The sequence below is a fragment of the Hoeflea sp. AS16 genome (assembly GCF_038900095.1).
Classification (GTDB): Bacteria; Pseudomonadota; Alphaproteobacteria; order Rhizobiales; family Rhizobiaceae; genus Hoeflea.
In genome coordinates this window covers 58,748-80,944 of record NZ_JBBMQQ010000011.1, presented here as the reverse complement: position 1 = coordinate 80,944, position 22,197 = coordinate 58,748, and the positions used below count along the sequence as shown (strand labels likewise).

Sequence of the window (22,197 nt, the reverse complement as noted above, 5' to 3'; positions counted from 1 at the left end):
CGCCTTGCGTCGCCATGCAGGCGGTGTAATCTCCGCGCCAAAATCCCTACACGACACAAACTCGACGAACGGACCATGAAATGACCGCCTTCAAGACCCTCGACGACATCTCGGACATCGCTGGCAAGCGGGTTCTCCTGCGCGTCGATCTCAATGTTCCCGTCAAGGACGGCAAGGTAACCGACACCACCCGCATCGAACGCGTTGCACCGACCATCATGGAATTGTCGGGCAAGGGCGCGCGGGTCATCCTGCTGGCGCATTTCGGCCGCCCAAAGGGCGAAGTGGTGCCTTCGATGTCGCTCGACCCGATTGCCGGGATCGTCGAAAGCGTTCTCGATCACCGGGTGCATTTTGCCTCCGACTGCATCGGCGAACCCGCCAAGAAAGCGGTTGACGCCATGGTCGACGGCGACATCCTGCTGCTGGAAAACACCCGGTTCCATCCAGGCGAGGAAAAGAACAATCCCGACTTCGCCAAGGCGCTTGCGGCAAACGGCGATATTTATGTCAACGACGCATTTTCGGCCGCCCACCGCGCCCACGCCTCGACCGAAGGCCTGGCCCATCTCCTGCCCGCCTATGCTGGACGGACGATGCAGGCCGAACTGGTCGCGCTTGAAAAGGGCCTCGGCAATCCGGCCCGCCCTGTTGTCGCCATCGTCGGCGGCGCCAAGGTTTCCACCAAGATCGACCTGTTGCAGAACCTGGTGAAGAAGGTCGATGCGCTGGTCATCGGCGGCGGCATGGCCAACACGTTCCTGGCTGCCCGCGGCATCGATGTCGGCAAGTCGCTTTGCGAACACGACCTCGCCGAAACCGTCAAGGCGATCGAAGCAGAGGCTCAAGCATCGGGATGTGCCATCGTCCTGCCGGTCGATGGCGTTGTCGCCCGTGAGTTCAAGGCCGGCGCCGATAACGAGACCGTTGATGTAACGGCGATCCCCGCCGATGCCATGATGCTCGACGTCGGGCCGAAGTCCGTCGAAGCCATCAACGCCTGGATCAGCAAGGCCGACACCCTGGTCTGGAACGGCCCGCTCGGTGCGTTTGAAATCCCGCCATTCGATACTGCCACCGTCTCTGCCGCCCAGCATGCTGCACGTCGCACCGGCGAAGGCCTTCTGGTGTCGGTGGCCGGAGGCGGAGACACCGTCTCGGCGCTCAATCACGCCGGAGTGGCCGAGGATTTCTCCTATGTCTCGACCGCCGGCGGCGCATTTCTCGAATGGATGGAAGGCAAGCCGCTGCCCGGCGTTGACGTCCTCAAAAGCTGAGTTCTGCGGACGGCATCTGCCGCCCGTTAACTCTGCTTCCATTTGTCCAAGCCATTTAAACGATTGAATTTTTTTCAATCGATTCAAGCTGCGTCACGCCTATTTTCTCTCCGCCGCAGCATCTGTTAAAGCAGCCGCAAGATACAGATAACCAGGGGTCAAGGCATGATGAACGCAACCATGGCGAAACAGATGGCACAGAAGGACGGCTTCATCGCCGCCCTCGATCAGTCGGGCGGTTCCACGCCCAAGGCTCTCAAGCTCTACGGCGTGGCGGAAGACGCCTATTCCAATGACGAGGAAATGTTCGCGCTGATCCACGCCATGCGTGCCCGCATCATCAAGTCGCCGGCCTTCACCGGCGAGAAGGTAATCGGCGCGATCCTGTTCGAGCGCACCATGGATGGCGAAATCGACGGCATCCCAACCGCCGACTATCTCTGGGACAAGCGCGGCATCGTGCCGTTCCTGAAAGTCGACCAGGGCCTGATGGCGGAAGAAAACGGCGTGCAGCTGATGAAACCGATGACCGGTCTCGATGCGTTGCTGGAACGCGCCGTGGCCAAGAACATCTTCGGCACCAAGATGCGTTCGGTCGTCAATGCAGCTGACAACGACGGCATCGAGGCCATCGTTGCCCAGCAGTTCGAAGTCGGCCGCCAGATTCTCGGCCACGGCCTGATGCCGATCCTCGAACCGGAAGTGAACATCAAGATTGCCGACAAGGCCGAAGCGGAAACATTGCTTCTGGCCGCAATCCAGCGGCACCTCGACTCCGTACCCGCCGGTCAGCAGATCATGCTGAAACTGTCGCTGCCGACAGTGGCCAATCTCTACAAGCCGCTGGTCGACGATCCGCGGGTCATGCGCGTCGTCGCGCTCTCGGGCGGCTATTCCCGCGATGAGGCCAACCGTCTGCTCAGCGCCAATGACGGGGTGATTGCCTCCTTCTCGCGCGCTCTGACCGAGGGACTGTCGGACGGCCAGACCGATGCCGAATTCGATGCAACGCTTGCCGCGGCCATCGACAGCATCTTCGAAGCCTCCCGCAAGGCCTGAGACACCGTCATCCCAAACACTGTATCGCAACCCGCCGTGACAACACGGCGGGTTGCATTGCAGGGTAATCCCATTGTTTAAAGCGCTGTGCTGCAAACACGGGAGCCACGACAAGCGCCATGAACAATTTCCTCGCCGGTCTCGTCAGTTGGTTGCTGGTTCCGGTCGCCGTGACCAAGGGGCTGGGCGTACGCAAAACCGTGCCCCGTCTTCCCCCACCTCGCGGACGGCCAAGGGGACAGTCCGGCGAAGGCAATCCGGAAATCCGGCTCCTGATCATTGGCGATTCGTCTGCCGCCGGCGTTGGCGCCGACCGGATCGAGGACACGCTCGGCCCGCAACTCGCCGGAATTCTTGGAGAGACAACCGGCAAAGCCGTCGCCTGGCGCAATGCCGGCGCCAATTCCGCCATTGCCGCCCAGGTTCGCGACCATGTGCTCCCGCATATCGAGGAGCGCGATTTCACCCATGTGATCGTCGCCGTCGGCACCAATGACGCCAAGAACTTTGTAACCCGCTCCGCTTTCAAGAAAGGCTTCGGCGGCTTGCTCTACGCGGTCCATGCCCGCTGGCCGGAAGCCAAGGCCTATTGGTCACCGGTGGTCGACATGCCGGATGTGCCGGCGCTGCCATCCTCGCTCGCCTTCATTCTTGGACTGCGGGCACAGATCATCAACGCCATGGGCGCCCAGCTCTGCCGGGAGCGGAACGCGACTGCACTGGAGCCGCTGCCGGTGGAAGGGCCCGAGGGCTTTGCCATCGATGGGTTTCACGCCAACGCATTGGGCTACAGACACTGGGCTCAGCACATCGCCCGGGTCATTCTGGGCGAAGCACCAGCGCCATCATCATCGCAAAAATCAGAATAAGCGCTATTTTCCAGACATCGCTCCGCCGCTTCAGCCCAGGAAGGCCGAAGGGCTTGATAAGATGCAGTGTCATGGCCACCAGAACCAGGACGAGCAGTATTTTAGTCGCCATGCGTCATGCCTTTTTCCATTCGGCCACATACCTGTCATGATCCTGGTCAATCAGCTAGGCTAATCGAGGTTCGGGCGATGATTCCCGGCATGCTCGGCCTTTGAAACACTTTTGCACACCGGTACATCATGCGCAGCAATCTTCTCCCTGTCCTGTCATTGCTTCTCGGCACGGCCTTTCTGCTCGCCGGCAATGGCCTTCACGGCTTGCTGCTGCCCATGCGTGGATCTGCCGAGGGCTTTTCCCCCACCTCGCTTGGCCTTTTGGGCACGGCCTGGGCAACCGGCTTCGTGCTCGGCTGCATTTTCTCGCAACGGCTGGTCCGGCGCATCGGCCACGTCCGCGCCTTCTCGGCTTTTTCCGCAATGATTGCCATCATAGCGCTGCTGACCGGCTTGCTGGTCGATCCGGTCAGCTGGATCCTGCTGCGGGTGGTCACCGGCTTCTCGCTGGCCGCCGCATTCATGATCATCGAAAGCTGGCTCAACGAGCGCGCCACCAACGAGACCCGTGGCCTCATCTTCTCGCTCTACATGACAGTCACCTACGTCGCCATCGTTGCCGGTCAGATGAGCCTCGCCTTCGGTGACGTCACCCAGACGACCTTCTTCATGATCGCCGGCATTCTCTATTGCCTGGCGCTGCTGCCCACGGCGATCTCGACCGCCTCCAGCCCGGCGCCATTGCAGGAGGTCAAACTCGATCTCGGGATGATTTACCGCAATTCGCCGGTATCCTTCGTCGGCATCCTGCTGATCGGCGTCGCCAACGGTGCATTCGGCACACTGGCCCCGGTCTTTGGCGCCGATGTCGGCCTGAGCACCTTCACCATCGCCACCATGATGTCGGTCACGATTTTCTCCGGCGCCGTCATGCAGGTTCCGGCCGGGCGCATCTCGGACCGGATGGACCGTCGTTTCGTCCTTGCCGCTCTTGCCGCCATCGCCGGTCTTTCCGGCCTTGCCATCACGATCATCAAACCGGACAGCATTGGCATCCTGTTTGGCCTGGTCTCGCTTTACGGGGCGATGTCCTACACGCTTTACTCCATCACCGTTGCGCACGCGAACGACTTTGCGGCCAGCGACAAGTTCGTCACCGTGTCGGGCGGATTGCTGCTGCTTTACGGGGTCGGCACCATCATCGGCCCGCTGCTCGCAGGCCTTGTCATGGCCACGGAGCCACATCTTCTGTTCGCGGTGACAGCCGTTGCCCACCTCGCTCTCGCCACCTATGCGCTGGTCCGCACCCGCATGCGTGCGGCCATACCCGCCGACGAGCGTGAGAACTTCACCTCCACGCCATCGGCCCGGGCTGCCACGCCCGAGTCCATCAATCTTGATCCTCGCGCCACCCCGGAAAACTAGGACACTTCATCGCCCGTCCGGGTCAGCCGCGGCTTCAGCTCATGTCGAGCACGATCTTCCCGATGTGATCGCCATCTTCCATCCGGCGATGCGCGGCTGATGCCTGTTCCATTGGAAAGATCGAGTCCATCACCGGCAGCACCTTGCGCTCGTTCAACAGCGGCCAGACGTGCTTGCGCAGTTCCTGGGCAATTTCCGCCTTGAAGCCGATATCACGGGCTCGCAGGGTCGATCCGGTGTGGGTCAGGCGCTTTGTCATCAGCAGCGCGAAATCCGCCTCCGCCTTGCGTCCGCGCAGGAAGGCGATCTGGACGACCCTGCCGTCCATCGCCGCGGCCTGGTAATTGCGGGTGATGTAGTCGCCGCCCACCATGTCCAGGATAAGATCGACACCCTTGCCGCCGGTCGCGTCCTTGACCGCCTCGACAAAATCCGTGTCACGGTAATTGATGGCGACATCGACCCCCAGGTCCTTCATGGCTGCGCATTTGGCATCCGACCCGGCCGTCGCCATCACGCGTGCGCCAAAGGCCTTGGCGAGCTGAATGGCGGTCGTACCGATACCCGAGGTCCCGCCGTGCACCAGGAAGGTCTCGCCTGACTTCAACCCGCCGCGCTGGAACACATTGTGCCAGACCGTGAAGAACGTTTCGGGGATCGCGGCCGCCTCCGTCATGGTCAGCGCCGCAGGGGCCAGAAGGGCATTGCTCTCGTCCACCGTGCAGTAGTCGGCATAGCCGCCGCCTGCCACCAGTGCGCAGACCTGGTCACCCGGCTTGAACCCCTGAACCGAGGCACCGGTAGCCTCCACCTCTCCGGCAATTTCCAGTCCCGGAATATCGGAAGCACCCGCAGGTGGAGGATAGGCCCCCTGCCGCTGCAGGCAGTCGGGGCGGTTCACACCGGCTGCCGCAACCTTGATCAGCAATTCGGTCTCACCCGGAACAGGCTTCTCGCGAGTCGTCAGGGTAAGCACTTCGGGGCCGCCGGGTTCCCGGATTTCGATTGCACGCATCAAATCATTCTCCTGCTGATACTTTTCCACAGCTTAGGCACGGGCTAGGATGACGGCAATGCCAATGCACGGCATGGACCAGAACAATACACGGGAAAACCCGGCTCCCGCCGGAAGCCAGGCGCGGGAAGACCGGAAGGCGAGGACAAGACCATGTTTGCAGATGACGACCGTCCCAAACCCAAACAACGCCATGAAATCGGCTGTGACCTGACATTTCTCTCCGCCGGGGAGCTGGACGAGCGAATCGCCCTGTTGCGGGATGAAATTGCACGTCTGGAAGCAGATAAATCGTCCAAGACATCCAGCAAGAGCGCCGCGGAGAGCTTTTTCAAATCAAAATAGAGCTTGATTAGCAAGAACTTACAGAAATCACATTTTCCGTTAAGCCTCGGTTAAGCTTTACAAGTCTTTACTATGGGTATCCAGACTTTCTGGATTTAACAGTCTGACCTGCGGTCATTCTGTTTGACGCCTCCCTGTTAAACTCTTGAGAGCCGCTGATGCGGCTCTTTTTTTGACTTGATCCCGGGCAGCAAGAGCACCTAAGCTAAAGCAGCTTCACAAACATGCCTCTTGCGGGCAAGAACGCCCCGACAATTCACCTAAGGATCCGTGCAAACCGGTCGCAAACAGCCCGTTGCACAAGCTGTTTCATCGCGGTTTTGACGTTAACCCTTTCTTAAGAATACACTTGCCGGAACAGGAGCCCCGGTTCATTCTGGCCTGGCTCGACAGAGATATCCGCAGAGATATCCAGTGCCCGCAAAAGCCGCCTACCCAGTACTTTGTAAACAGGAATTTCCGGCCCATGTCTGAAACCAGCCTCAACACAATCAACCTCGCGGATCGCATGGCCAACTCGGCCCAGTTCAAGGCGCTCTATACCGAAGGCATGGCACTGGTTGAGGAAACCGCAAACTATCTGGATGGCCCCGGCCGGGTGGCCTCGAAAGGTTTGCCGCGGCTGGCCAGCGTTCTCTACGCCGCCGAATCCATGCGCCTGACGACCCGCCTGATGCAGATGGCATCGTGGTTGCTGTTGCAGCGTGCGGTCAACAATGGCGAAATGAACCGGGACCAGGTTCTCGCCGAGAAGAACAAGGTTCGCCTCGACAGCTTCAACTGCGACCGCAACGCCCAGGGCTGGAGCGACCTGCCGGAACATTTCCGCGATCTGGTCGAACGCTCGCTGCGGATCCAGAACCGCGTCGCACTGCTCGACCGCGAAATCTACCGCCCCGAGGAAGCCGCAAGCTTGAAGCCGGACAACGAAAATTCGGTCCAGGCCCAGCAGCACCTGCTGCAGACTGTTTTCAACAAGCGCTGAAACCCGGCGCCGGAAACCGTCTCTTTTTTCATAGCCCGCGGCACATCCCGCGGGCTTTTTGCATTCCCGTTTTGAAGACGATCCGCCCCGGCATCCAGACAACAAAAAACCCGCCGAAACGGCGGGTTCTGATTGCCGGCTGGTGCCGTACGTCTTAGAGGCTGAGGCCTTCGAAACGCTTCTTGAACTTCGAAAGACGGCCGCCACGGTCCAGCATCTGCTGGTTGCCGCCGGTCCAGGCCGGATGCGACTTCGGATCGATTTCGAGGTTCATGGTGTCGCCTTCGGCACCCCAGGTGGACTGGGTCATGTATTCGGTGCCGTCAGTCATGACCACCTTGATCATGTGGTAATCGGGATGGATGTTCGCCTTCATCTTCTTTGTCCTGCCGTTGGGAGGCCCCTGCGCAGCGATGCTTGCGGCATTTTGGCCAAACACATAAATGAAGCCGGTGTCCCTAGGAACAACGACTTCCCAATTCGATGGCGAGCCTATACATGAAGGCATGGGCGATAACAAGGGCCGCATCCGTTTTTGCAGGTCTGCCAATACATTGAGTGCGCATTCCAGGAGCAGACGTGGCTGAACAAACCGATACCCCCAAAACGGCCCGCCTGTCGGTGCGTCCGCTCGCAAGGCTTATCCCCTATGTCCGGCGTTATCCGCATCTCGTGATTGGCGCGCTTGCGTTCTTGTTGCTGGCCGCCGTTACCACGCTGACCCTGCCGATGGCGGTCCGCCGCATGATCGACCACGGTTTCTCGGCCCAGGATGCAGGCTTCATCAACACCTATTTTTCCATGCTGGCGGCGATTGCCATCATGCTGGCGCTTGCTTCGGCCTGCCGCTACTACTTCGTCATCACGCTGGGCGAGCGCGTGGTCTCCGATATCCGCCGCGATGTCTTCGATCACGTCACCCGGCTTTCGGCCTCCTTCTATGACGCCAACCGGTCAGGTGAAATCGTTTCGCGCCTGACCGCGGACACCACGCAGATCAAGTCCACGGTCGGTGCGACGGCTTCGCTTGCCTTGCGCAACACCATCCTGTGCATCGGCGCCGGCGGCATGATGTTCATCACCTCGCCCAAGCTCTCGGCCCTGGTTCTCATCGCCATCCCGGTCATCGTCTTTCCCATGGTCGGCTTCGGCCGCAAGGTCCGCAAGCGCTCGCGCATGGCACAGGACAGCCTGGCCGAGGCCATGACCTTCGCCGGAGAGGCCATCGGTGCCACCCGCACCGTGCAGGCCTTCAACACCGAGGCCCGTGCGCAGGCCCGCTTCAGCAAGGCCGTGGAAGCCGCCTTCTCCGCGGCACGCCAGTCCATCCTGGCCCGCTCCATCCTCACCGGCTTCGCCATCGCCATGGCCTTCGGCTCGGTCGTCGCCGTGCTCTGGTACGGCGCCCAGTCCGTGCTTTCGGGCGAACTCACACCCGGCACGCTGGGCCAGTTCCTGCTCTACTCGGTCTTTGCCGCCGGAAGCCTCGGCGCCCTGTCCGAAGTGTGGGGAGAATTGTCCCAGGCCGCAGGCGCCGCCGAGCGCCTGAGCGAGTTGCTCGATGAGGTGCCAGAGATCCGCGCACCGCAATCCCCCAAGGCCCTGCCTTCCCCGGCAATCGGCGACATCCGTTTCGACAACGTCCATTTCGCCTACCCCTCACGACCCGACACCTCGGCACTGACCGGAACCAGCTTTCACGTCCGCCCGGGCGAAACGGTAGCGGTCGTCGGGGCGTCCGGTGCCGGAAAATCGACGCTGTTTTCGCTGATCCTGCGTTTCTACGACACCACCACCGGATCCGTCTTCATCGACAATGTCGATGTGAGGGAAGCCGACCCGGCCGAAGTACGCGCCCGCATAGCGCTGGTTCCGCAGGACGTGACGATTTTTGCCGGCACCGTTGGCGACAACATTGCCTTTGGACGCTCCGGCGCCAGCCAGGCGGACATCGAAGCCGCGGCCAAGGCCGCCCAGGCCCACGACTTCATCATGGCTCTGGACAAGGGCTACGACACCCAGGTCGGGGAACGCGGCATCACGCTCTCCGGGGGCCAGCGCCAGCGGGTGGCTATTGCACGGGCAATCCTGCGCGACGCCCCGATCCTGCTGCTGGACGAGGCCACCTCGGCGCTTGATGCGGAAAACGAAACGCTCGTGCAGAAGGCTCTCGAAGGGCTGATGCAGAACCGGACAACCATCGTCATCGCCCACAGGCTCGCGACCGTATTGCGCGCCGACAGAATTCTGGTGATGGACAAAGGCAGGATCGTCGAAGAGGGCACCCACGCCGAACTTGTCGCCCGCGGCGGCCTCTACGCCCGCCTGGCCCGGCTGCAGTTCGAACACGGGGCAGAGGCGCTTTCGGCGGAAGCCGGCACCGTTCTGGAATCGACAGCCGGCAAATAATTCCCGATACCTCTGTTGGGAATATTGCGAAAATAGCAAAATCGGGGTAATCATCTGCCGTTCGTCTGGAAGCCACGCGGGGGACGGGACATCTGACCGCGGGCTATAACGGGAACATTCAGAAGGTGTATCCACAATGCGGAATGACGCGGAGTGGCGGACCCTGCTTCTGGCAGGTGTTTGCTATGCTGTGTGGTTGTTGCTGGCGTTCGGGTGGGCTGACCTGCCGGACATCGTTCGTGTCCTGTTGCTGATCCCCACGATCACGCTGCATTCCTCGCTACAACATGAATTTTTGCACGGTCATCCATTCAGGAACCAGGAGTTAAACGATCTCTTGATCTCACCGCCAATTGGAGTGCTGGTGCCCTACCTGCGCTTCAAATCCTGCCATCTCACCCATCACATCAACGAAAACATCACCGACCCCTATGACGACCCGGAGAGTTACTATCTCGACCGTGACGTCTGGGTGTCACTGCCGGGCTGGCTCAGGTCCCTGCTCGTCGCCAACAACACCCTTGTTGGCCGGGTAACCCTTGGACCGGCGCTCGCCACCGTTGGCTTCATGCGCAGCGAATGCGTCCGCGCCAAGGCCGGTGACGCAATCATCCCTAAGGTATGGCTGCGTCATTTTCTGGCAGTAGGCTTGCTGTTCTGGCTGGTCGCCAATTATGGCAGCCTGCCCCCGACGGCGTATTTCCTTGCTGCCTATTTCGGCATGGGGCTGCTGATGGTGCGCTCCTTCATCGAGCACCAGGCCGTTGAAAAGGCCAACCAGCGCTCGGTGATCATCGAGACCAGGGGCCCGTTGAGCCTGCTGTTTCTCAACAACAACTTTCACTCGGTGCATCACGCCTATCCATCGCTTGCCTGGTACCGGATCCCCGAATTCTTTCGGGAAAACCGGGACCGGTTCCTGCGCATGAACGGCGGCTATCGCTATGAAAGCTACTGGGAAGTGTTCCGCCGCTTCGCCTTCCGGCCAAAGGAGCCGGTGGCTTGGCCGATCGAAGGCAATCGGAAACGGCGTGGAGACACCACGTGATCGCCGGACACCACCGGAAACGGCGCCGATGACCGGCGCCGTTTCCCTGCCCATGTATGACTGGCCCGAGATCCGTGATGCGACCGATGCCCTGTGGGCTGCAATCCACCGGCAATTGACCGTCAGCGGCATAGCGGCGCCCCGGGCACTTGATCGCAGCGACGATCCCGAACCTCTCTGGACCACCCCCGACCTGATCCTGTCGCAAACCTGCGGCTTCCCTTACGCCAACAGGCTTGCGGGCAAGGTGGCCCTCGTCGGAACTCCTGCCTATGCGGTGACCGGTGCAGAGCCAGGCCACTATTTCAGCGTGCTGATCGCCCGCAAGGACGAGTGCCCCCGGGATTTGAGCGGTCTGGCCAATAGGCGCTTTGCCTTCAACATGGCTCACTCGCAGTCAGGCTTTGCCGCCCCGGTCCGCCTGCTGGCGACTGGCGGTTCCCAATCGCAGCCACAGCCGCTCGAAACCGGAGCACACCGCGCTTCCATTCGTGCCGTTGCTCAGCGCAAGGCAGACTGGGCTGCAATCGACGTCGTCACCTGGCAACTGGCCAGGCGCCATGAGCCCGCGGCAGAGGAGCTGGTGATCTTCGCGACAACACCGCAGACGCCAGCCTTGCCGCTCATCACCAGCGCCGGGCTTGCAGATCGCGCAGGTACGATTGCCGATGCTGTAGAGAAGGCCATCGCCGGTCTTGAAGCAGAAGTGCGCGACGCCGTGTTTCTGACCGGGCTGGCACGGTTCACCCCGGCGGACTATGCGCCGCTCGCGGATATCCTGCCCGTCCGGCAAGCCTTCCCTGGCAGGGCGGACTGAACAGCCGTTCTCAGCGTTCGGTCAGCTTGAGCTCGATACGCCGGTTGGTTGCCCGGTCTTCGTCGGTATCGCCCTCGGCAATCGGCTGGAACTCGCCAAAGCCGGCAGCCACCAGGCGGTTGGCCGGCACGCCTTCGGAAATCAGGTATTTGACCACCGATGTTGCCCGGGCACTGGAAAGCTCCCAGTTGTCGGCATAGCGGCCATTGCCCGACAGCGGCACATTGTCGGTATGGCCATCCACCCGCAGCACCCAGTTGATTTCCTCCGGGATCTCGCGGGCAAGCTCGATGATCGCGGCTGCAAGCTTGGCCATCTGCTCCTTGCCCGCAGGGTTGAGCTCGTTGCCCCCGGAGGGGAACAGGACTTCCGACTGGAACACGAACCGGTCGCCCACCACCCGCACATCCTCGCGGCTGGACAGGATTTCACGCAAGCGGCCAAAGAAATCGGACCGGTAGCGGTTGAGTTCCTGCACCCGCTGCGCCAGCGCCACATTCAGGCGCCGCCCCAGATCGGCGATTTTCGCCTGGGTCTCGCGGTCCTTGCTCTCGGAGACCTCAAGCGCATCTTCGAGTGCGCCCAGCTGGGTTCTCAGTGCCGCAATCTGCTGGTTGAGCAAATCGACCTGATTGAGCGCCCGTTGCGAGACTTTCTTCTCGGCATCAAGCGTTTCCGTCAGTGTGCCGATCCTGGCCTCTGCCGCAGCACTTGCGCCGGAACCGCTGGCCAGCAGTTCCTGCAATCTCGACCGGTCGGATTCCGATTCGGACAGCGAGGCCTGCAGATTGGCCAGCGTATCCTCAAGATCCTGTTTGCCCGAGCGCTCGAGCGCCAGAAGCTGGGTCAGTTCATTGATCTGGCTGTTGAGCCGGTTGAGCACCTGGTCACGGCCCGATATTTCGCGCGACAGGAAAAACTGCGCCAGCACGAACACGGTGAGCAGAAACATGATCGCCAGCAGCAATGTCGACAACGCATCGACAAATCCCGGCCAGTAATCGACCGTCCGCTCGCGCCGCCGGTTTCGTGCCAGCGCCATCGCCTATTTTTCCCCGATCTTGTCGGCAAGCTTGTCGAGCGTCTCGCGCAGCCGTCGCGATTCCACCTGCTGCGCCTCGATCCAGTCCCTGAGCATCTGCTGCTCGTTGCGCATGTTCTTGACCAAGCCCTGAATACCCTCCGCAAGGCTGGCCATCGCCGCAGTGGTGCGCGGCGTCATCCCGGACTCCTGCGACATCTTCTGCATCCGCTCGGACAGCATCCTAATCTCTTCTGTCGTGCCGGCACTTTCCGCCGGCATCACCATGCCCGAATCGAGATCGGTCATCGTCGACAGCCAGTTTTCAAGCTCGGTGTAAAACCGGTTCTGCGCCCGGCCTGCCTGCAGGTCCAAAAATCCTAGGACCAGCGATCCGGCCAGACCGAACAGGGAGGATGAGAACGCCGTTCCCATACCGTCAAGCGGCGCGGACAGCCCGCTCTTCAGCGTCGACAGCACGTCTTCGGTTCCCCCGCTTCCCGGATCAAGCGACTGGATCACCTGGTTGATCGAACCGATGGTGCCAAGCAGGCCCCAGAAAGTGCCGAGCAGCCCGAGGAACACGAGAAGGCCGATGAGGTAACGCGAGGTGTCACGGGATTCGTCGAGCCGGGTGCCGATCGAATCAAGAATGGAACGCAGCGATGAGGTGGACAGCGCCATCTCCTGGCGGCGGCCGATCAGCGCCCGCATCGGCGCCAGCAGCACCGGGTCCCGGCCCACCTTCTCCGCATCACCCGTTGCGCGCAGCGAATTGACCCAGCGCACTTCCGGACGGAGCCTGAGCACATGGGTGAACACCAGAAGCACCCCGACGGCCAAAACCCCGACAATCAGCCCGTTAAGGCCCGGATTGGCGAGAAATGCCGTCTGGATTTGCCGGTAGAGAATGGCCGCAACAAATCCGGAGAGGATGAGAAAGATCATCATGCTCCAGAAAAACACCAGCGGACTGGAGAGTTTGTGCGGGTCCGCACCGCTGCCGTCTTCGGAGATACCCCACCCAGACAATGTCAGTTTCGCCATGCGTTGTCCGTCCCGGCCTTTGTCCAAATCATCAGATCAGATGAAGACTAACCGATAATATGGCGGAAATGAAAGCATGCTTTCAAAACAACGCTATGACGGCGCCATCAAGCCTTCGGCACAGGCCGCTGGACAAGCTCGAGAAGGCCCTTGAGGATGTATTCATTGCCCGCGGCAACGGAGCGCGTACCGAACATGTCTGTCCCGCCCTTGGTGTCGGAAACAAAACCGCCGGCTTCACGAATCAGGATCAGACCGGCAGCCATGTCCCATGGCTCGAGCGGCGTTTCCCAGAACCCGTCAAGCCGGCCCGCAGCCACATAAGCCAGATCCAGCGCTGCCGCGCCCATCCGGCGGATGCCTGCGCATTCGCCCATGACATGACGCAACTCGACCAGGAACTTGCCATGATGGCCGCGTCCGAGATGCGGCACGCCGGTGCCGATCACCGCATCCGACATTGCCTTGCGGCCTGCAACCCGAAGGCGGCGGTCATTGAGAAACGCTCCGCCGCCGCGCTCGGCGGTGTAGAGCTCGTCCGTGGACGGATTGTAGATGACGCCGGCGACGATCTCGCCATTGCGTTCAAGCGCGATCGAAACCGCGAAATGCGGCATGCCGTGCAGGAAGTTGGTGGTGCCGTCGAGCGGATCGACAATCCAGCGATGTGCGCCATCGGTGCCGGTCTGCTCTTCGCTTTCCTCGCCGAGGAAGCCGTATGTCGGCCGCGCCCGCATCAATTCGGTCTTGATGATGGTTTCCGCCTTGCGGTCGGCCTGGCTGACATAATCGCCCGGGCCCTTGAGCGAGACCTGCAGGTTCTGCACCTCGCCGAAATCGCGGGCAAGCGAACGTCCGGCCTTGAGCGCGGACTGGACCATTACATTGAGAAGGGCTGAACGCGCCATCTGTCTTATTCCTTGGTGTCGGCAGCGCGCTGTAAAAACGCGCCACAGGCCGGTGTCTCAGCGCTCCTTTCGGAGCATGGTCCTGCGCGGCCGGTTTAGTCGGCGCGGCGCAGGTAGGTCAGTTCATTGGTGTCGACGATCACCCGTTCGCCGGCAGAAATGAACGGTGGCACGAGAATGCGCACGCCATTTTCGAGGATCGCGGGCTTGTAGGACGAAGCGGCCGTCTGGCCCTTGACCACGGGATCCGCCTCGGCGATTGCCAGGGTCACATGATCCGGCAGGGCAATGCCGATCGGGCGCTCTTCATAGAGCTCGACGGTCACCATCATGCCATCCTGCAGGAACGCGCGGCGGTCACCGACAAATTCCTTCTGCAGTTCCAGCTGCTCGTAGCTTTCCAGATCCATGAACACCAGCGCTTCACCCTGCTCGTAGAGGAACTGGAAGTCCTTCTGCTCGAGCCGGATGCGCTCGACGGTTTCGGAAGCCCGGAACCGTTCATTGAGCTTGGTGCCGTCGATGAGATTCTTCATCTCGACCTGGTTGAAGGCGCCACCCTTGCCGGGCTTGACCGCATTGGTTTTCACCACTGCCCACAGGCCGCCATTGTGCTCGAGCACGTTGCCGGGGCGAATTTCATTTCCGTTGATTTTCATGAGAGCATTCCGCGTCAAGCTTTGTCCGGGCCCGGTTTTCGGGCCCGCTTGGCGGCTTCAAGACCACAAATAACGCAGCTTTTCAAGTCTGCGCCTCCGGCCAACAGCGTCATTGAGCGGAATCAGCGCTTGCTGAACTTGTTTGCAGCCTCGATCGCCTGCTTTTGCTCTTCTTCGGTCAGGCCCTGGTAGAAATCATCAAGTGCCCGGTCATCAAAGCCTGCCCGCCGCGACAGGATATACCATTTCGCCGCCTCGACCGGATCGCCGCTGGTCCCGATCGCATTGATATGCAACACCGCCATCCTGTTTTGCGCCACCACGTTGCCGCGTGTTGCAGCAACCTGCATCCAGCGAAATCCGTTTTCATAGTCCTTGGGGCCGCCGACCCCGTCAATCAGCCAGATCGCATAATCCAGTTGAGCGGTATCAAAGCCGGCACGCGCCGCCTTTTCCATCAGCTCCCGTGCCCGGGCGCGTTTCTCGTCAGGAATGCCATCGGTGTTGCGGTAGATCTGGGCAAGCGCATATTGCGCATCGGCAACGCCCTGCTCCGCGGCTTTCTCGAAATAGGGCAATGCCTCGAAAATTCCGGCGTCACCGGGTTTTTCGGAAACCAGTATCTGGGCGTGGTTGAACTGGGCGAAGGCATTGCCGGCATCGGCCGCCTTCTTCATCAGTTCCTCGGCCTTGGCCCGGTCAGGCTCCACATATCTGCCCTCTAGCAGCATCAGGCCATATTTGAACTGTGCCGAGGCATCCCCGCTCTCGGCGGCCTGTTTGTACCAGAAGGCGGCGTCATCCATGTTGCGCGCCACGCCGAGCCCGCCGGCAAACAGCTCTGCCAGCAAGGTCTGCGCCGCAGGGTCGCCAAGCTGCGCCCGCGGCAACGCCAGTTCCATTGCAGTCAGGTAATAACCGCGCTGAAACGCACCGAATGCCCGCGCTGTGGCATCAGCGGGTTTCTCCGCATCCTGCACCTCGGCACTCGGTTCGGTTTCACTGCCGGCAGTCTGAGCAGCCGAAGGTCCGGCGGCAAGCGCCAGCATCAATGCAAACGGGAGCACTCTGGATGATCGGCAAAGCATGGAAACCATCCCGTGGCAGGTCAAAACGTCGTGGTCGGACATTTCTGCCATTATCGGCCTAACCGTGGCGCTTTTTGGTCAAGAACAGCATTGATTTCGGCAACGACACGCGCGGCATCGGCAGGATCGCTGAAGACAGCCTTTGAGAAGGCGATGAATTCCGCTCTGGTCTGCGCCATCTCTTCCACGAACGCGATGCTTGTCCCACCCATCACCACGCAAGGGATCTCGATCATGTCGGCCCACCATTCCGCCAGCGCGATGTTTTTCGAGTGCGGCTCCGGCTTGATGTCGCCTGCGATGGAACCGAATATCACGTAATCGGGCTGCGCCTCGCCGATCGACAGTGCCGCATGGCGCTCGCGCGCATTGCCGCCACCGACAATCAACCCCGGAGCATGTTTGGCAACGGCCTCGGCCATGGCGGTGGGGCCGGCTTCTATATGCAGCCCGTCGGGCCGAACCCGTCCGGCAACCCTGGAATCACCGGCCACAAGTGCGGCGGCGCCGGCTGCCTGAATGACGGGTATCAAGGCTTCACAGCGCTTCTGGAAGCTTTTCTCATCCAGGTCATGCTGCGGAATGATGACGGAAGCCACGTCACCTCCACGAAGCGCATCACCTGTCACCTGGGCCAGTTGAGCGGCATCCGCGATATCCGGTGTTACGAGTACGAGACGGCAACGATCGATCGGGTCGGTCATGAGATTTCCTGTCAGGGCCAGCGCTGCAAGCCGATATGGCCAATTTGCTCCAAACGGGATAGACCGGCGCGACACAAGGATCAACCACTGCAATGATGACTGACCCCTTCTTCTATGCTGCTGCCATTCCGGCGGTGGTAATGGTAGGCCTCTCCAAAGGCGGCTTCGGTGGCGCCATGGCGCTGCTGGGAGTCCCGCTGATGGCACTGGCCGTACCGCCGGTACAGGCCGCGGCCATCCTGCTGCCAATCCTGATCGTCATGGACATGGTCAGCCTGTGGACATGGCGCGGCCACAAGGACAACAAGACGCTCGTCATCATGCTGCCCGGCGCACTGATCGGGATCACCATCGGCTGGGCCACCGCCGCATGGGTCACCGCACCGATGGTCCGGCTGATCGTCGGCGTTGTGGCGCTGTGGTTTGTCCTGCAATACCTGGCACGGCGCTTCGCTGCCAGCCGCGGCGGCGGCACGCAGACCTCACGTGGGCATCAGCCAATCCGCGGCGCGCTTTGGGGATCCCTGACCGGCTTCACCAGCTTTGTCTCCCATGCCGGCGGCCCGCCCTACCAGATTTACACCTTGCCGCTGCGCCAGGACCCCAAGACCTACACCGGAACCAGTGTCCGCTTCTTCGCCATCATCAATGCGATCAAGCTGGTGCCGTATTTCGCGCTCGGTCAGTTCGACGCGACAAACCTGTCCACGTCACTGGCGTTGGCGCCGCTGGCGCCGGTGGCAACACTGGCCGGAGCCTTCATCGTCCGCCGCATGAAACCGGATATCTTTTATCCCTTCATGTACGTGATGGTCTTCTTTACCGCGCTGAAACTGATCTGGGATGGTGTCATTCATCTAACGGCTTGATGACAATGCGGCGTGCAGATGATTTGATGCCGGTCTGTCCAAGTCACGATGCATTGGAACCCGACATTGAGCACCAATCCCTATGAAACCGATCTCGACCGCAACCCGGCCAATTACCAGCCTCTGACGCCGCTGGCGCATCTTGAGCGCGCGGCACTGATCCATCCCGATCACGTGGCCATCATCCATGGCGCGATGCGCGTGAGCTACCGCGATTTCCTCAAGCGGTCCAAACGGCTTGCCAACGCGTTGTCAGGCCTGGGAATTTCAAAGGGTGACACCGTATCGGTGATGCTTTCGAACACGCCGGCAATGCTTGAAGCCCATCACGGCGTGCCGATGATCGGGGCCGTGCTGCATTCCATCAACACCCGGCTTGATGCACCGGCAATTGCCTTTCAGCTCGATCATGCCGAATGCAAGGTCCTGATCGTTGACCGCGAATTCTCCGCCGTCATGGCCGAAGCGCTGGCCCTTGCCGACGTCACACCGGTTGTCATCGACTATGACGACACCGAATATCCGGATGACGCGCCTTTTCCGAAGGGCGCCCCTATCGGATCGCATGACTACAATGAATTCGTGCTCGCGGCTTCGCCTGACTTCACCCGGACCCTGCCCGACGATGAATGGGAAGCGGTCTCGCTGAACTATACATCGGGAACCACCGGCAATCCGAAGGGCGTGGTCTATCACCACCGCGGTGCGGCCATGATGGGCTATTCCAACGTGATCGCTTCGGGCATGGGGCGCCACCCGGTCTATCTCTGGACCCTGCCGATGTTTCACTGCAACGGCTGGTGCTTTCCCTGGACGCTTGGCGTGGTCGGCGGCACCCATGTCTGCCTGCGCTGGGTCCGCGCCAAGGCCATGTATGATGCCATCGCCGACCATGGCGTGACCCACTTGTGCGGCGCGCCGATTGTCATGTCGACGCTTCTGAACGCGCCCGAAGATGAAAAACGCGAGTTTTCCCACACCGTCAGCTTCAACACCGCCGCAGCCCCTCCCCCGGAAGCCGTGCTCGCCGGCATGGCCGATGCCGGCTTCGAGGTGGTTCACCTCTACGGCCTGACCGAAACCTACGGGCCGGCCGTCGTCAACGAGTGGAAGGCGGAATGGACAGCGCTCGACCATGGCCCCCGGACCACCAAGAAGGCCCGTCAGGGCGTTCGGTATCCGGCGCTGGAAAATCTGGCGGTGATGGACCCGAAGACCATGGAAAGAACGCCTGCAGATGGCGAAACAATTGGCGAGGTCATGTTCCGCGGCAATATCGTCATGAAGGGCTATCTGAAGAACCCGGCGGCCAGCGAAGAGGCCTTCCGGGGCGGCTGGTTTCATTCCGGCGACCTCGGCGTCATACATCCCGACGGCTATCTGCAGCTCAAGGACCGCTCCAAGGACATTATCATTTCCGGCGGTGAGAACATCTCTTCGATCGAGGTCGAAGACGCACTCTACAAGCATCCCGGCATTCTGGCGGCGGCGGTCGTTGCCCGGCCCGATGACAAATGGGGCGAAACCCCTTGCGCTTTCGTCGAGCTTCGTCCCGGCCACAGCCTGACCGAAGACGAAGTCATCGAGCACTGCCGCGGGTTGCTGGCCCGGTTCAAATGTCCGCGTACTGTGATTTTCCAAGATGTCCCGAAGACATCGACCGGCAAAATCCAGAAATATCTGCTGCGCGACAAGGCCAGGACGATGGGTTCTTCCTGAACTGGCACTTCATGCCAATCATAATGCGTTGCACTTTTTTACAGGCACCGTCTTTTTTCAGGCAATCCGGCGGCTGCGCCGGAATTGCACTGAAGAAGAACACCTTGTGTGCAGCGCACACAAAAGACTTGCCGGGCTGGAAGCTTTAAATTAGCTTGGATGAATGACCATGGATGCTTTCCAAGCCATTGCCGATCCTAACAGACGTTATCTTCTGGAAGAATTGCGCCGGCAGCCACGCACCGTCAATGAGTTGGCCGAGGGCTTGCCGATCAGCAGGCCGGCCGTCTCGCAGCATCTCAAGGCGCTTCTCGAAAGCAACCTGGTGACCGTCACCAACCAGGGAACCCGGCGGATCTACACGGTCCGCACCGATGGATTTCTGCACCTCAACCTGTGGGTCGACCAGTTCTGGTCCTGATTGAGATCCTGCCTGTCAATTGAAGCAACCCGCGCACCGGAACAATCGCAAGCTGCGTCCGGATACGAAAAGACGCGGGAAAATTTCCCGCGCCCCCTGTCATTTTCGTGTCATGCAAATCTGGTCAATGTCGGGTGTCGGACCGAAGGCGGTTGATCTCATCCTTGAGCCGAAGTTTGCGCCGTTTGATATCGACAATCATCTTGTCATCTACAGATGGCTGTGATTGCACAGTACGGAGTTCGGCTTCCAGTTCGCCATGCTTTTTTTCAAGTGTGGCAAGGTGAGCATCAATCGACATAAGCGACTCCTGTGTTGGGATGCGCCGGCGCCGGAACACCGGTGCAAATCGTTTGTTGACACCAATGAGTGTGCCACGGCTTATTAGATTTGTCGAAGATGAATTCTTCAAGGTGGATAACTTCCCGTTACACCTGTTTTTATGATACGAGCGCCGCCATGACACCAAGGTCGGACCAGCGCCGACAGGATGCGTGAAACGGGGAAACTGCATGTCCGATCAGGAACAAGCGGAGCTTCGCATGCTGGTGGCGCGGTTGCGCCATGAGCACGAAGACTTCGACGTCGCCATCAATGCAATGATACAGACTGGCTGCGACCAGCTGCGTATCCAGCGGATGAAGAAGAAGAAACTCGCGATCAAGGACAAGATCATCGAGATCGAGGACCAGATCATCCCGGATATAATTGCCTGACCAGCGGAGCCGAGTATGACCGATACCGAAACACCGAAGGTCGCAGTGATCATGGGAAGCCAGTCTGACTGGCCGACCATGAAACATGCATCCGAAACGCTGGCCGAGCTGGGAATAACCCATCGGCCGCTCATCATTTCCGCGCACCGCACGCCGGACCGCCTGGTTTCGTTTTCCAAGACTGCCCGCGCCGCAGGCTACAAGGTGATTGTTGCCGGCGCCGGCGGTGCTGCCCATTTGCCCGGCATGACTGCCGCGTTCACGCCGCTGCCGGTGTTTGGCGTCCCGATCGAATCCAAGGCGCTTTCGGGTCAGGACAGCCTGTTGTCGATCGTGCAGATGCCTGCCGGTATTCCGGTTGGAACCTTGGCAATCGGCAAGGCCGGCGCCATCAATGCCGCCCTGCTCGCAGCCAGCGTCCTCGCACTCACCGACGACGCCCTCGCCCAGCGCCTCGACGACTGGCGCCAGGCCCGGACGGATGGAGTTGCTGATTATCCGTTGGATCAGCCATGAGCATCGAGCCACTCGCACCCGGCGCCGTTATCGGCATCATCGGCGGCGGCCAGCTCGGCCGCATGCTTGCCATCGCCGCAGCCCGGCTGGGCTATGAAACCATCATCCTGGAACCCGACAGCAATGCGCCGGCAGCGCAGGTTGCCAACACCCAGATCGTCGCTGCCTATGATGATCCTGCAGCTCTCCGGCAATTGGCGGACCTGTGCGACGTCGTCACCTACGAATTCGAGAACGTCCCGGTCAAGGCGGTTCAGTGGCTCGAAACCTGCGTGCCGGTCAGACCGGGCTCGAAAGCGCTTGAAGTGGCTCAGGACCGCCTGCTCGAAAAAGCCATGGCGCGTGAACTCGGCGCCGAAACCGCACTGTTCGCCGCCGTATCCAACCGCACCGATCTCGATGCTGCCATGGCCGTCACCGGACTGCCGGCAGTCTTGAAAACCACACGGCTCGGCTACGACGGCAAGGGCCAGGCGAAACTGCTCCGCCCGGAAGACGCTGAAAGCGCGTTCGCGGCCATGCAGGGCCAGATGGCCATCCTCGAATCCTTTGTCCATTTCGACTGCGAGGTCTCGGTGGTCGCCGCGCGCGGCATGTCAGGCGAAGTCCGCGCCTTCGACGTGTCCGAGAATGAACACCGCAATCACATTCTCCATACCTCCACCGTTCCGTCCGGCCTTGGACCGGAAGCGCAAGCCGAAGCTCTCCGGATTGCCACGGCAATTGCCGGGCATCTCGACTATGTCGGGGTCTTCGCCGTTGAATTCTTCGCCGTTCGCGAGGGCGATAGGCACCGGTTGCTGGTCAACGAAATCGCCCCGCGCGTTCACAATTCCGGTCACTGGACCGAAGCCGCCTGCGCCATATCGCAGTTCGAACAGCATGTTCGCGCCATAGCCGGACTGCCGCTGGGCGACACGCAGCGCCATTCCGACTGCGTGATGGAAAACCTCATCGGCGACGACATAAACAACGTCGCCGAACTGGCGGGCGAGCCCAACGCTGTCATCCATCTCTATGGCAAATCCGAAGCCCGGCCCGGACGCAAGATGGGGCATGTCACCCGGATCAGTCCACGCACAGAGCCGTTTTGAACAGGCTCAGGGCGGGAAAAAGCGGCCCCGCAGTTGACAGGAAATGGCCGAGCGGGTACATGCCTCCCAACCGATGAGCGCGTCCCTGACTGGCGCGCTTTTGATTGAATAGGCGGCTTCGTCGCCCGGATA

Annotated in this window: 24 protein-coding genes; 15 read left to right on the top strand and 9 right to left on the bottom strand. The window is 60.8% G+C overall.

Features of this window, described 5'->3' with window-relative positions; genetic code table 11:
• Positions 1-80: 80 nt before the first annotated feature.
• The 4 genes from WNY80_RS20350 (at position 81) to WNY80_RS20335 (ending at position 4,684) form a co-directional block, all read left to right on the top strand.
• Positions 81-1,277, top strand: a complete 1,197-nt coding sequence (locus tag WNY80_RS20350) for a phosphoglycerate kinase (RefSeq protein ID WP_342889231.1) — start codon at positions 81-83, stop codon at positions 1,275-1,277.
• Between the two features lie 165 nt (positions 1,278-1,442).
• Positions 1,443-2,336: a fructose bisphosphate aldolase gene (locus WNY80_RS20345; RefSeq protein WP_342889230.1), complete on the top strand. Its 894-nt coding sequence runs from the start codon at positions 1,443-1,445 to the stop codon at positions 2,334-2,336.
• A gap of 119 nt (positions 2,337-2,455) precedes the next feature.
• Positions 2,456-3,205 carry an SGNH/GDSL hydrolase family protein gene (locus WNY80_RS20340; protein WP_342889229.1) on the top strand — a complete coding sequence of 250 codons (750 nt, stop codon included), beginning with the start codon at positions 2,456-2,458 and terminating at the stop codon, positions 3,203-3,205.
• Between the two features lie 240 nt (positions 3,206-3,445).
• On the top strand, positions 3,446-4,684 hold the full coding sequence (locus tag WNY80_RS20335) for an MFS transporter (protein WP_342889228.1): 1,239 nt from the start codon (positions 3,446-3,448) through the stop codon (positions 4,682-4,684).
• Between the two features lie 34 nt (positions 4,685-4,718).
• Here the strand turns inward: WNY80_RS20335 and WNY80_RS20330 are convergent, their stop codons facing one another.
• Positions 4,719-5,699: an NAD(P)H-quinone oxidoreductase gene (locus WNY80_RS20330; RefSeq protein WP_342889227.1), complete on the bottom strand. Its 981-nt coding sequence runs from the start codon at positions 5,697-5,699 to the stop codon at positions 4,719-4,721.
• Between the two features lie 153 nt (positions 5,700-5,852).
• Here WNY80_RS20330 and WNY80_RS20325 point away from each other — a divergent pair, with 153 nt between their 5' ends.
• Complete coding sequence (locus tag WNY80_RS20325; protein WP_342889226.1) at positions 5,853-6,044, top strand: DUF1192 domain-containing protein; 192 nt, start codon at positions 5,853-5,855, stop codon at positions 6,042-6,044.
• 466 nt (positions 6,045-6,510) lie between these two features.
• On the top strand, positions 6,511-7,029 hold the full coding sequence (locus tag WNY80_RS20320) for a DUF1465 family protein (protein ID WP_342889225.1): 519 nt from the start codon (positions 6,511-6,513) through the stop codon (positions 7,027-7,029).
• Between the two features lie 154 nt (positions 7,030-7,183).
• On the opposite strand, the gene rpmE is transcribed toward WNY80_RS20320, so the two are convergent.
• On the bottom strand, positions 7,184-7,405 hold the full coding sequence (rpmE, locus tag WNY80_RS20315; RefSeq protein ID WP_152007527.1) for a 50S ribosomal protein L31: 222 nt from the start codon (positions 7,403-7,405) through the stop codon (positions 7,184-7,186).
• Between the two features lie 203 nt (positions 7,406-7,608).
• Between rpmE and WNY80_RS20310 the strand changes: the two genes are divergently transcribed.
• The 3 genes from WNY80_RS20310 to WNY80_RS20300 all read left to right on the top strand — a co-directional run bounded on the left by WNY80_RS20310 (position 7,609) and on the right by WNY80_RS20300 (position 11,303).
• Positions 7,609-9,438, top strand: a complete 1,830-nt coding sequence (locus tag WNY80_RS20310) for an ABC transporter transmembrane domain-containing protein (protein ID WP_342889224.1) — start codon at positions 7,609-7,611, stop codon at positions 9,436-9,438.
• Positions 9,439-9,574: 136 nt separating this feature from the next.
• Complete coding sequence (locus tag WNY80_RS20305; protein WP_342889223.1) at positions 9,575-10,486, top strand: fatty acid desaturase; 912 nt, start codon at positions 9,575-9,577, stop codon at positions 10,484-10,486.
• Positions 10,470-11,303, top strand: coding sequence for a PhnD/SsuA/transferrin family substrate-binding protein (locus WNY80_RS20300; RefSeq protein WP_342889222.1), 834 nt, complete (start codon positions 10,470-10,472; stop codon positions 11,301-11,303). The genes WNY80_RS20305 and WNY80_RS20300 overlap by 17 nt, the downstream gene beginning before the upstream one ends.
• A gap of 10 nt (positions 11,304-11,313) precedes the next feature.
• Here WNY80_RS20300 and WNY80_RS20295 read toward each other — a convergent pair whose 3' ends face one another.
• The 6 genes from WNY80_RS20295 to WNY80_RS20270 form a co-directional block, all read right to left on the bottom strand.
• A complete protein-coding gene (locus tag WNY80_RS20295; protein ID WP_342889221.1) occupies positions 11,314-12,345 on the bottom strand; it encodes a peptidoglycan -binding protein in 1,032 nt (343 codons plus the stop codon).
• Between the two features lie 3 nt (positions 12,346-12,348).
• Positions 12,349-13,371, bottom strand: coding sequence for a flagellar motor protein MotA (locus tag WNY80_RS20290; protein WP_342889220.1), 1,023 nt, complete (start codon positions 13,369-13,371; stop codon positions 12,349-12,351).
• A gap of 107 nt (positions 13,372-13,478) precedes the next feature.
• Positions 13,479-14,279, bottom strand: coding sequence for an inositol monophosphatase family protein (locus tag WNY80_RS20285; RefSeq protein WP_342889219.1), 801 nt, complete (start codon positions 14,277-14,279; stop codon positions 13,479-13,481).
• Positions 14,280-14,374: 95 nt separating this feature from the next.
• Complete coding sequence (gene efp, locus WNY80_RS20280) at positions 14,375-14,938, bottom strand: elongation factor P (RefSeq protein ID WP_342889218.1); 564 nt, start codon at positions 14,936-14,938, stop codon at positions 14,375-14,377.
• A 122-nt stretch (positions 14,939-15,060) separates the two neighbouring features.
• Complete coding sequence (locus tag WNY80_RS20275) at positions 15,061-15,987, bottom strand: tetratricopeptide repeat protein (RefSeq protein ID WP_342889284.1); 927 nt, start codon at positions 15,985-15,987, stop codon at positions 15,061-15,063.
• Between the two features lie 89 nt (positions 15,988-16,076).
• On the bottom strand, positions 16,077-16,730 hold the full coding sequence (locus WNY80_RS20270; RefSeq protein ID WP_342889217.1) for a thiamine phosphate synthase: 654 nt from the start codon (positions 16,728-16,730) through the stop codon (positions 16,077-16,079).
• Positions 16,731-16,822: 92 nt separating this feature from the next.
• Here WNY80_RS20270 and WNY80_RS20265 point away from each other — a divergent pair, with 92 nt between their 5' ends.
• From WNY80_RS20265 to WNY80_RS20255, 3 genes are all read left to right on the top strand, one after another.
• Entirely contained in the window at positions 16,823-17,599 is a 777-nt protein-coding gene (locus tag WNY80_RS20265) for a sulfite exporter TauE/SafE family protein (RefSeq protein WP_342889216.1), read from the top strand.
• A gap of 48 nt (positions 17,600-17,647) precedes the next feature.
• A complete protein-coding gene (locus WNY80_RS20260) occupies positions 17,648-19,318 on the top strand; it encodes an acyl-CoA synthetase (protein ID WP_342889215.1) in 1,671 nt (556 codons plus the stop codon).
• A gap of 163 nt (positions 19,319-19,481) precedes the next feature.
• Positions 19,482-19,739: a metalloregulator ArsR/SmtB family transcription factor gene (locus WNY80_RS20255; protein ID WP_342889214.1), complete on the top strand. Its 258-nt coding sequence runs from the start codon at positions 19,482-19,484 to the stop codon at positions 19,737-19,739.
• A 124-nt stretch (positions 19,740-19,863) separates the two neighbouring features.
• On the opposite strand, the gene WNY80_RS20250 is transcribed toward WNY80_RS20255, so the two are convergent.
• Positions 19,864-20,040 (bottom strand): DUF465 domain-containing protein, encoded by a 177-nt coding sequence (locus tag WNY80_RS20250; RefSeq protein WP_342889213.1) that lies wholly within the window; start codon positions 20,038-20,040, stop codon positions 19,864-19,866.
• Between the two features lie 211 nt (positions 20,041-20,251).
• Here WNY80_RS20250 and WNY80_RS20245 point away from each other — a divergent pair, with 211 nt between their 5' ends.
• Genes WNY80_RS20245 through WNY80_RS20235 form a run of 3 tightly spaced genes read left to right on the top strand, consistent with a single transcriptional unit; the run spans position 20,252 to position 22,065 of the window.
• The gene (locus WNY80_RS20245) at positions 20,252-20,455 is read left to right on the top strand and encodes a DUF465 domain-containing protein (RefSeq protein WP_342889212.1); all 204 of its coding nucleotides are present in this window, start codon (positions 20,252-20,254) and stop codon (positions 20,453-20,455) included.
• A gap of 15 nt (positions 20,456-20,470) precedes the next feature.
• Positions 20,471-20,971, top strand: coding sequence for a 5-(carboxyamino)imidazole ribonucleotide mutase (gene purE, locus WNY80_RS20240; protein ID WP_342889211.1), 501 nt, complete (start codon positions 20,471-20,473; stop codon positions 20,969-20,971).
• Positions 20,968-22,065 (top strand): 5-(carboxyamino)imidazole ribonucleotide synthase, encoded by a 1,098-nt coding sequence (locus tag WNY80_RS20235; protein ID WP_342889210.1) that lies wholly within the window; start codon positions 20,968-20,970, stop codon positions 22,063-22,065. Before purE ends, WNY80_RS20235 begins: the two co-directional genes overlap by 4 nt.
• Positions 22,066-22,197 lie beyond the last annotated feature (132 nt).

Bases quoted from the DNA above. Each gene is read 5' to 3' on its own strand.
- WNY80_RS20350 (WP_342889231.1), top strand. From the start codon at position 81: ATGACCGCCTTCAAGACCCTCGACGACATCTCGGACATCGCTGGCAAG.
- WNY80_RS20345 (WP_342889230.1), top strand. From the start codon at position 1,443: ATGATGAACGCAACCATGGCGAAACAGATGGCACAGAAGGACGGCTTC.
- WNY80_RS20340 (WP_342889229.1), top strand. From the start codon at position 2,456: ATGAACAATTTCCTCGCCGGTCTCGTCAGTTGGTTGCTGGTTCCGGTC.
- WNY80_RS20335 (WP_342889228.1), top strand. From the start codon at position 3,446: ATGCGCAGCAATCTTCTCCCTGTCCTGTCATTGCTTCTCGGCACGGCC.
- WNY80_RS20330 (WP_342889227.1), bottom strand. From the start codon at position 5,699: ATGCGTGCAATCGAAATCCGGGAACCCGGCGGCCCCGAAGTGCTTACC.
- WNY80_RS20325 (WP_342889226.1), top strand. From the start codon at position 5,853: ATGTTTGCAGATGACGACCGTCCCAAACCCAAACAACGCCATGAAATC.
- WNY80_RS20320 (WP_342889225.1), top strand. From the start codon at position 6,511: ATGTCTGAAACCAGCCTCAACACAATCAACCTCGCGGATCGCATGGCC.
- rpmE (WP_152007527.1), bottom strand. From the start codon at position 7,405: ATGAAGGCGAACATCCATCCCGATTACCACATGATCAAGGTGGTCATG.
- WNY80_RS20305 (WP_342889223.1), top strand. From the start codon at position 9,575: ATGCGGAATGACGCGGAGTGGCGGACCCTGCTTCTGGCAGGTGTTTGC.
- WNY80_RS20295 (WP_342889221.1), bottom strand. From the start codon at position 12,345: ATGGCGCTGGCACGAAACCGGCGGCGCGAGCGGACGGTCGATTACTGG.
- WNY80_RS20290 (WP_342889220.1), bottom strand. From the start codon at position 13,371: ATGGCGAAACTGACATTGTCTGGGTGGGGTATCTCCGAAGACGGCAGC.
- WNY80_RS20285 (WP_342889219.1), bottom strand. From the start codon at position 14,279: ATGGCGCGTTCAGCCCTTCTCAATGTAATGGTCCAGTCCGCGCTCAAG.
- efp (WP_342889218.1), bottom strand. From the start codon at position 14,938: ATGAAAATCAACGGAAATGAAATTCGCCCCGGCAACGTGCTCGAGCAC.
- WNY80_RS20275 (WP_342889284.1), bottom strand. From the start codon at position 15,987: ATGCTGGCGCTTGCCGCCGGACCTTCGGCTGCTCAGACTGCCGGCAGT.
- WNY80_RS20270 (WP_342889217.1), bottom strand. From the start codon at position 16,730: ATGACCGACCCGATCGATCGTTGCCGTCTCGTACTCGTAACACCGGAT.
- WNY80_RS20265 (WP_342889216.1), top strand. From the start codon at position 16,823: ATGATGACTGACCCCTTCTTCTATGCTGCTGCCATTCCGGCGGTGGTA.
- WNY80_RS20260 (WP_342889215.1), top strand. From the start codon at position 17,648: ATGCATTGGAACCCGACATTGAGCACCAATCCCTATGAAACCGATCTC.
- WNY80_RS20255 (WP_342889214.1), top strand. From the start codon at position 19,482: ATGACCATGGATGCTTTCCAAGCCATTGCCGATCCTAACAGACGTTAT.
- WNY80_RS20250 (WP_342889213.1), bottom strand. From the start codon at position 20,040: ATGTCGATTGATGCTCACCTTGCCACACTTGAAAAAAAGCATGGCGAA.
- WNY80_RS20245 (WP_342889212.1), top strand. From the start codon at position 20,252: ATGTCCGATCAGGAACAAGCGGAGCTTCGCATGCTGGTGGCGCGGTTG.
- purE (WP_342889211.1), top strand. From the start codon at position 20,471: ATGACCGATACCGAAACACCGAAGGTCGCAGTGATCATGGGAAGCCAG.
- WNY80_RS20235 (WP_342889210.1), top strand. From the start codon at position 20,968: ATGAGCATCGAGCCACTCGCACCCGGCGCCGTTATCGGCATCATCGGC.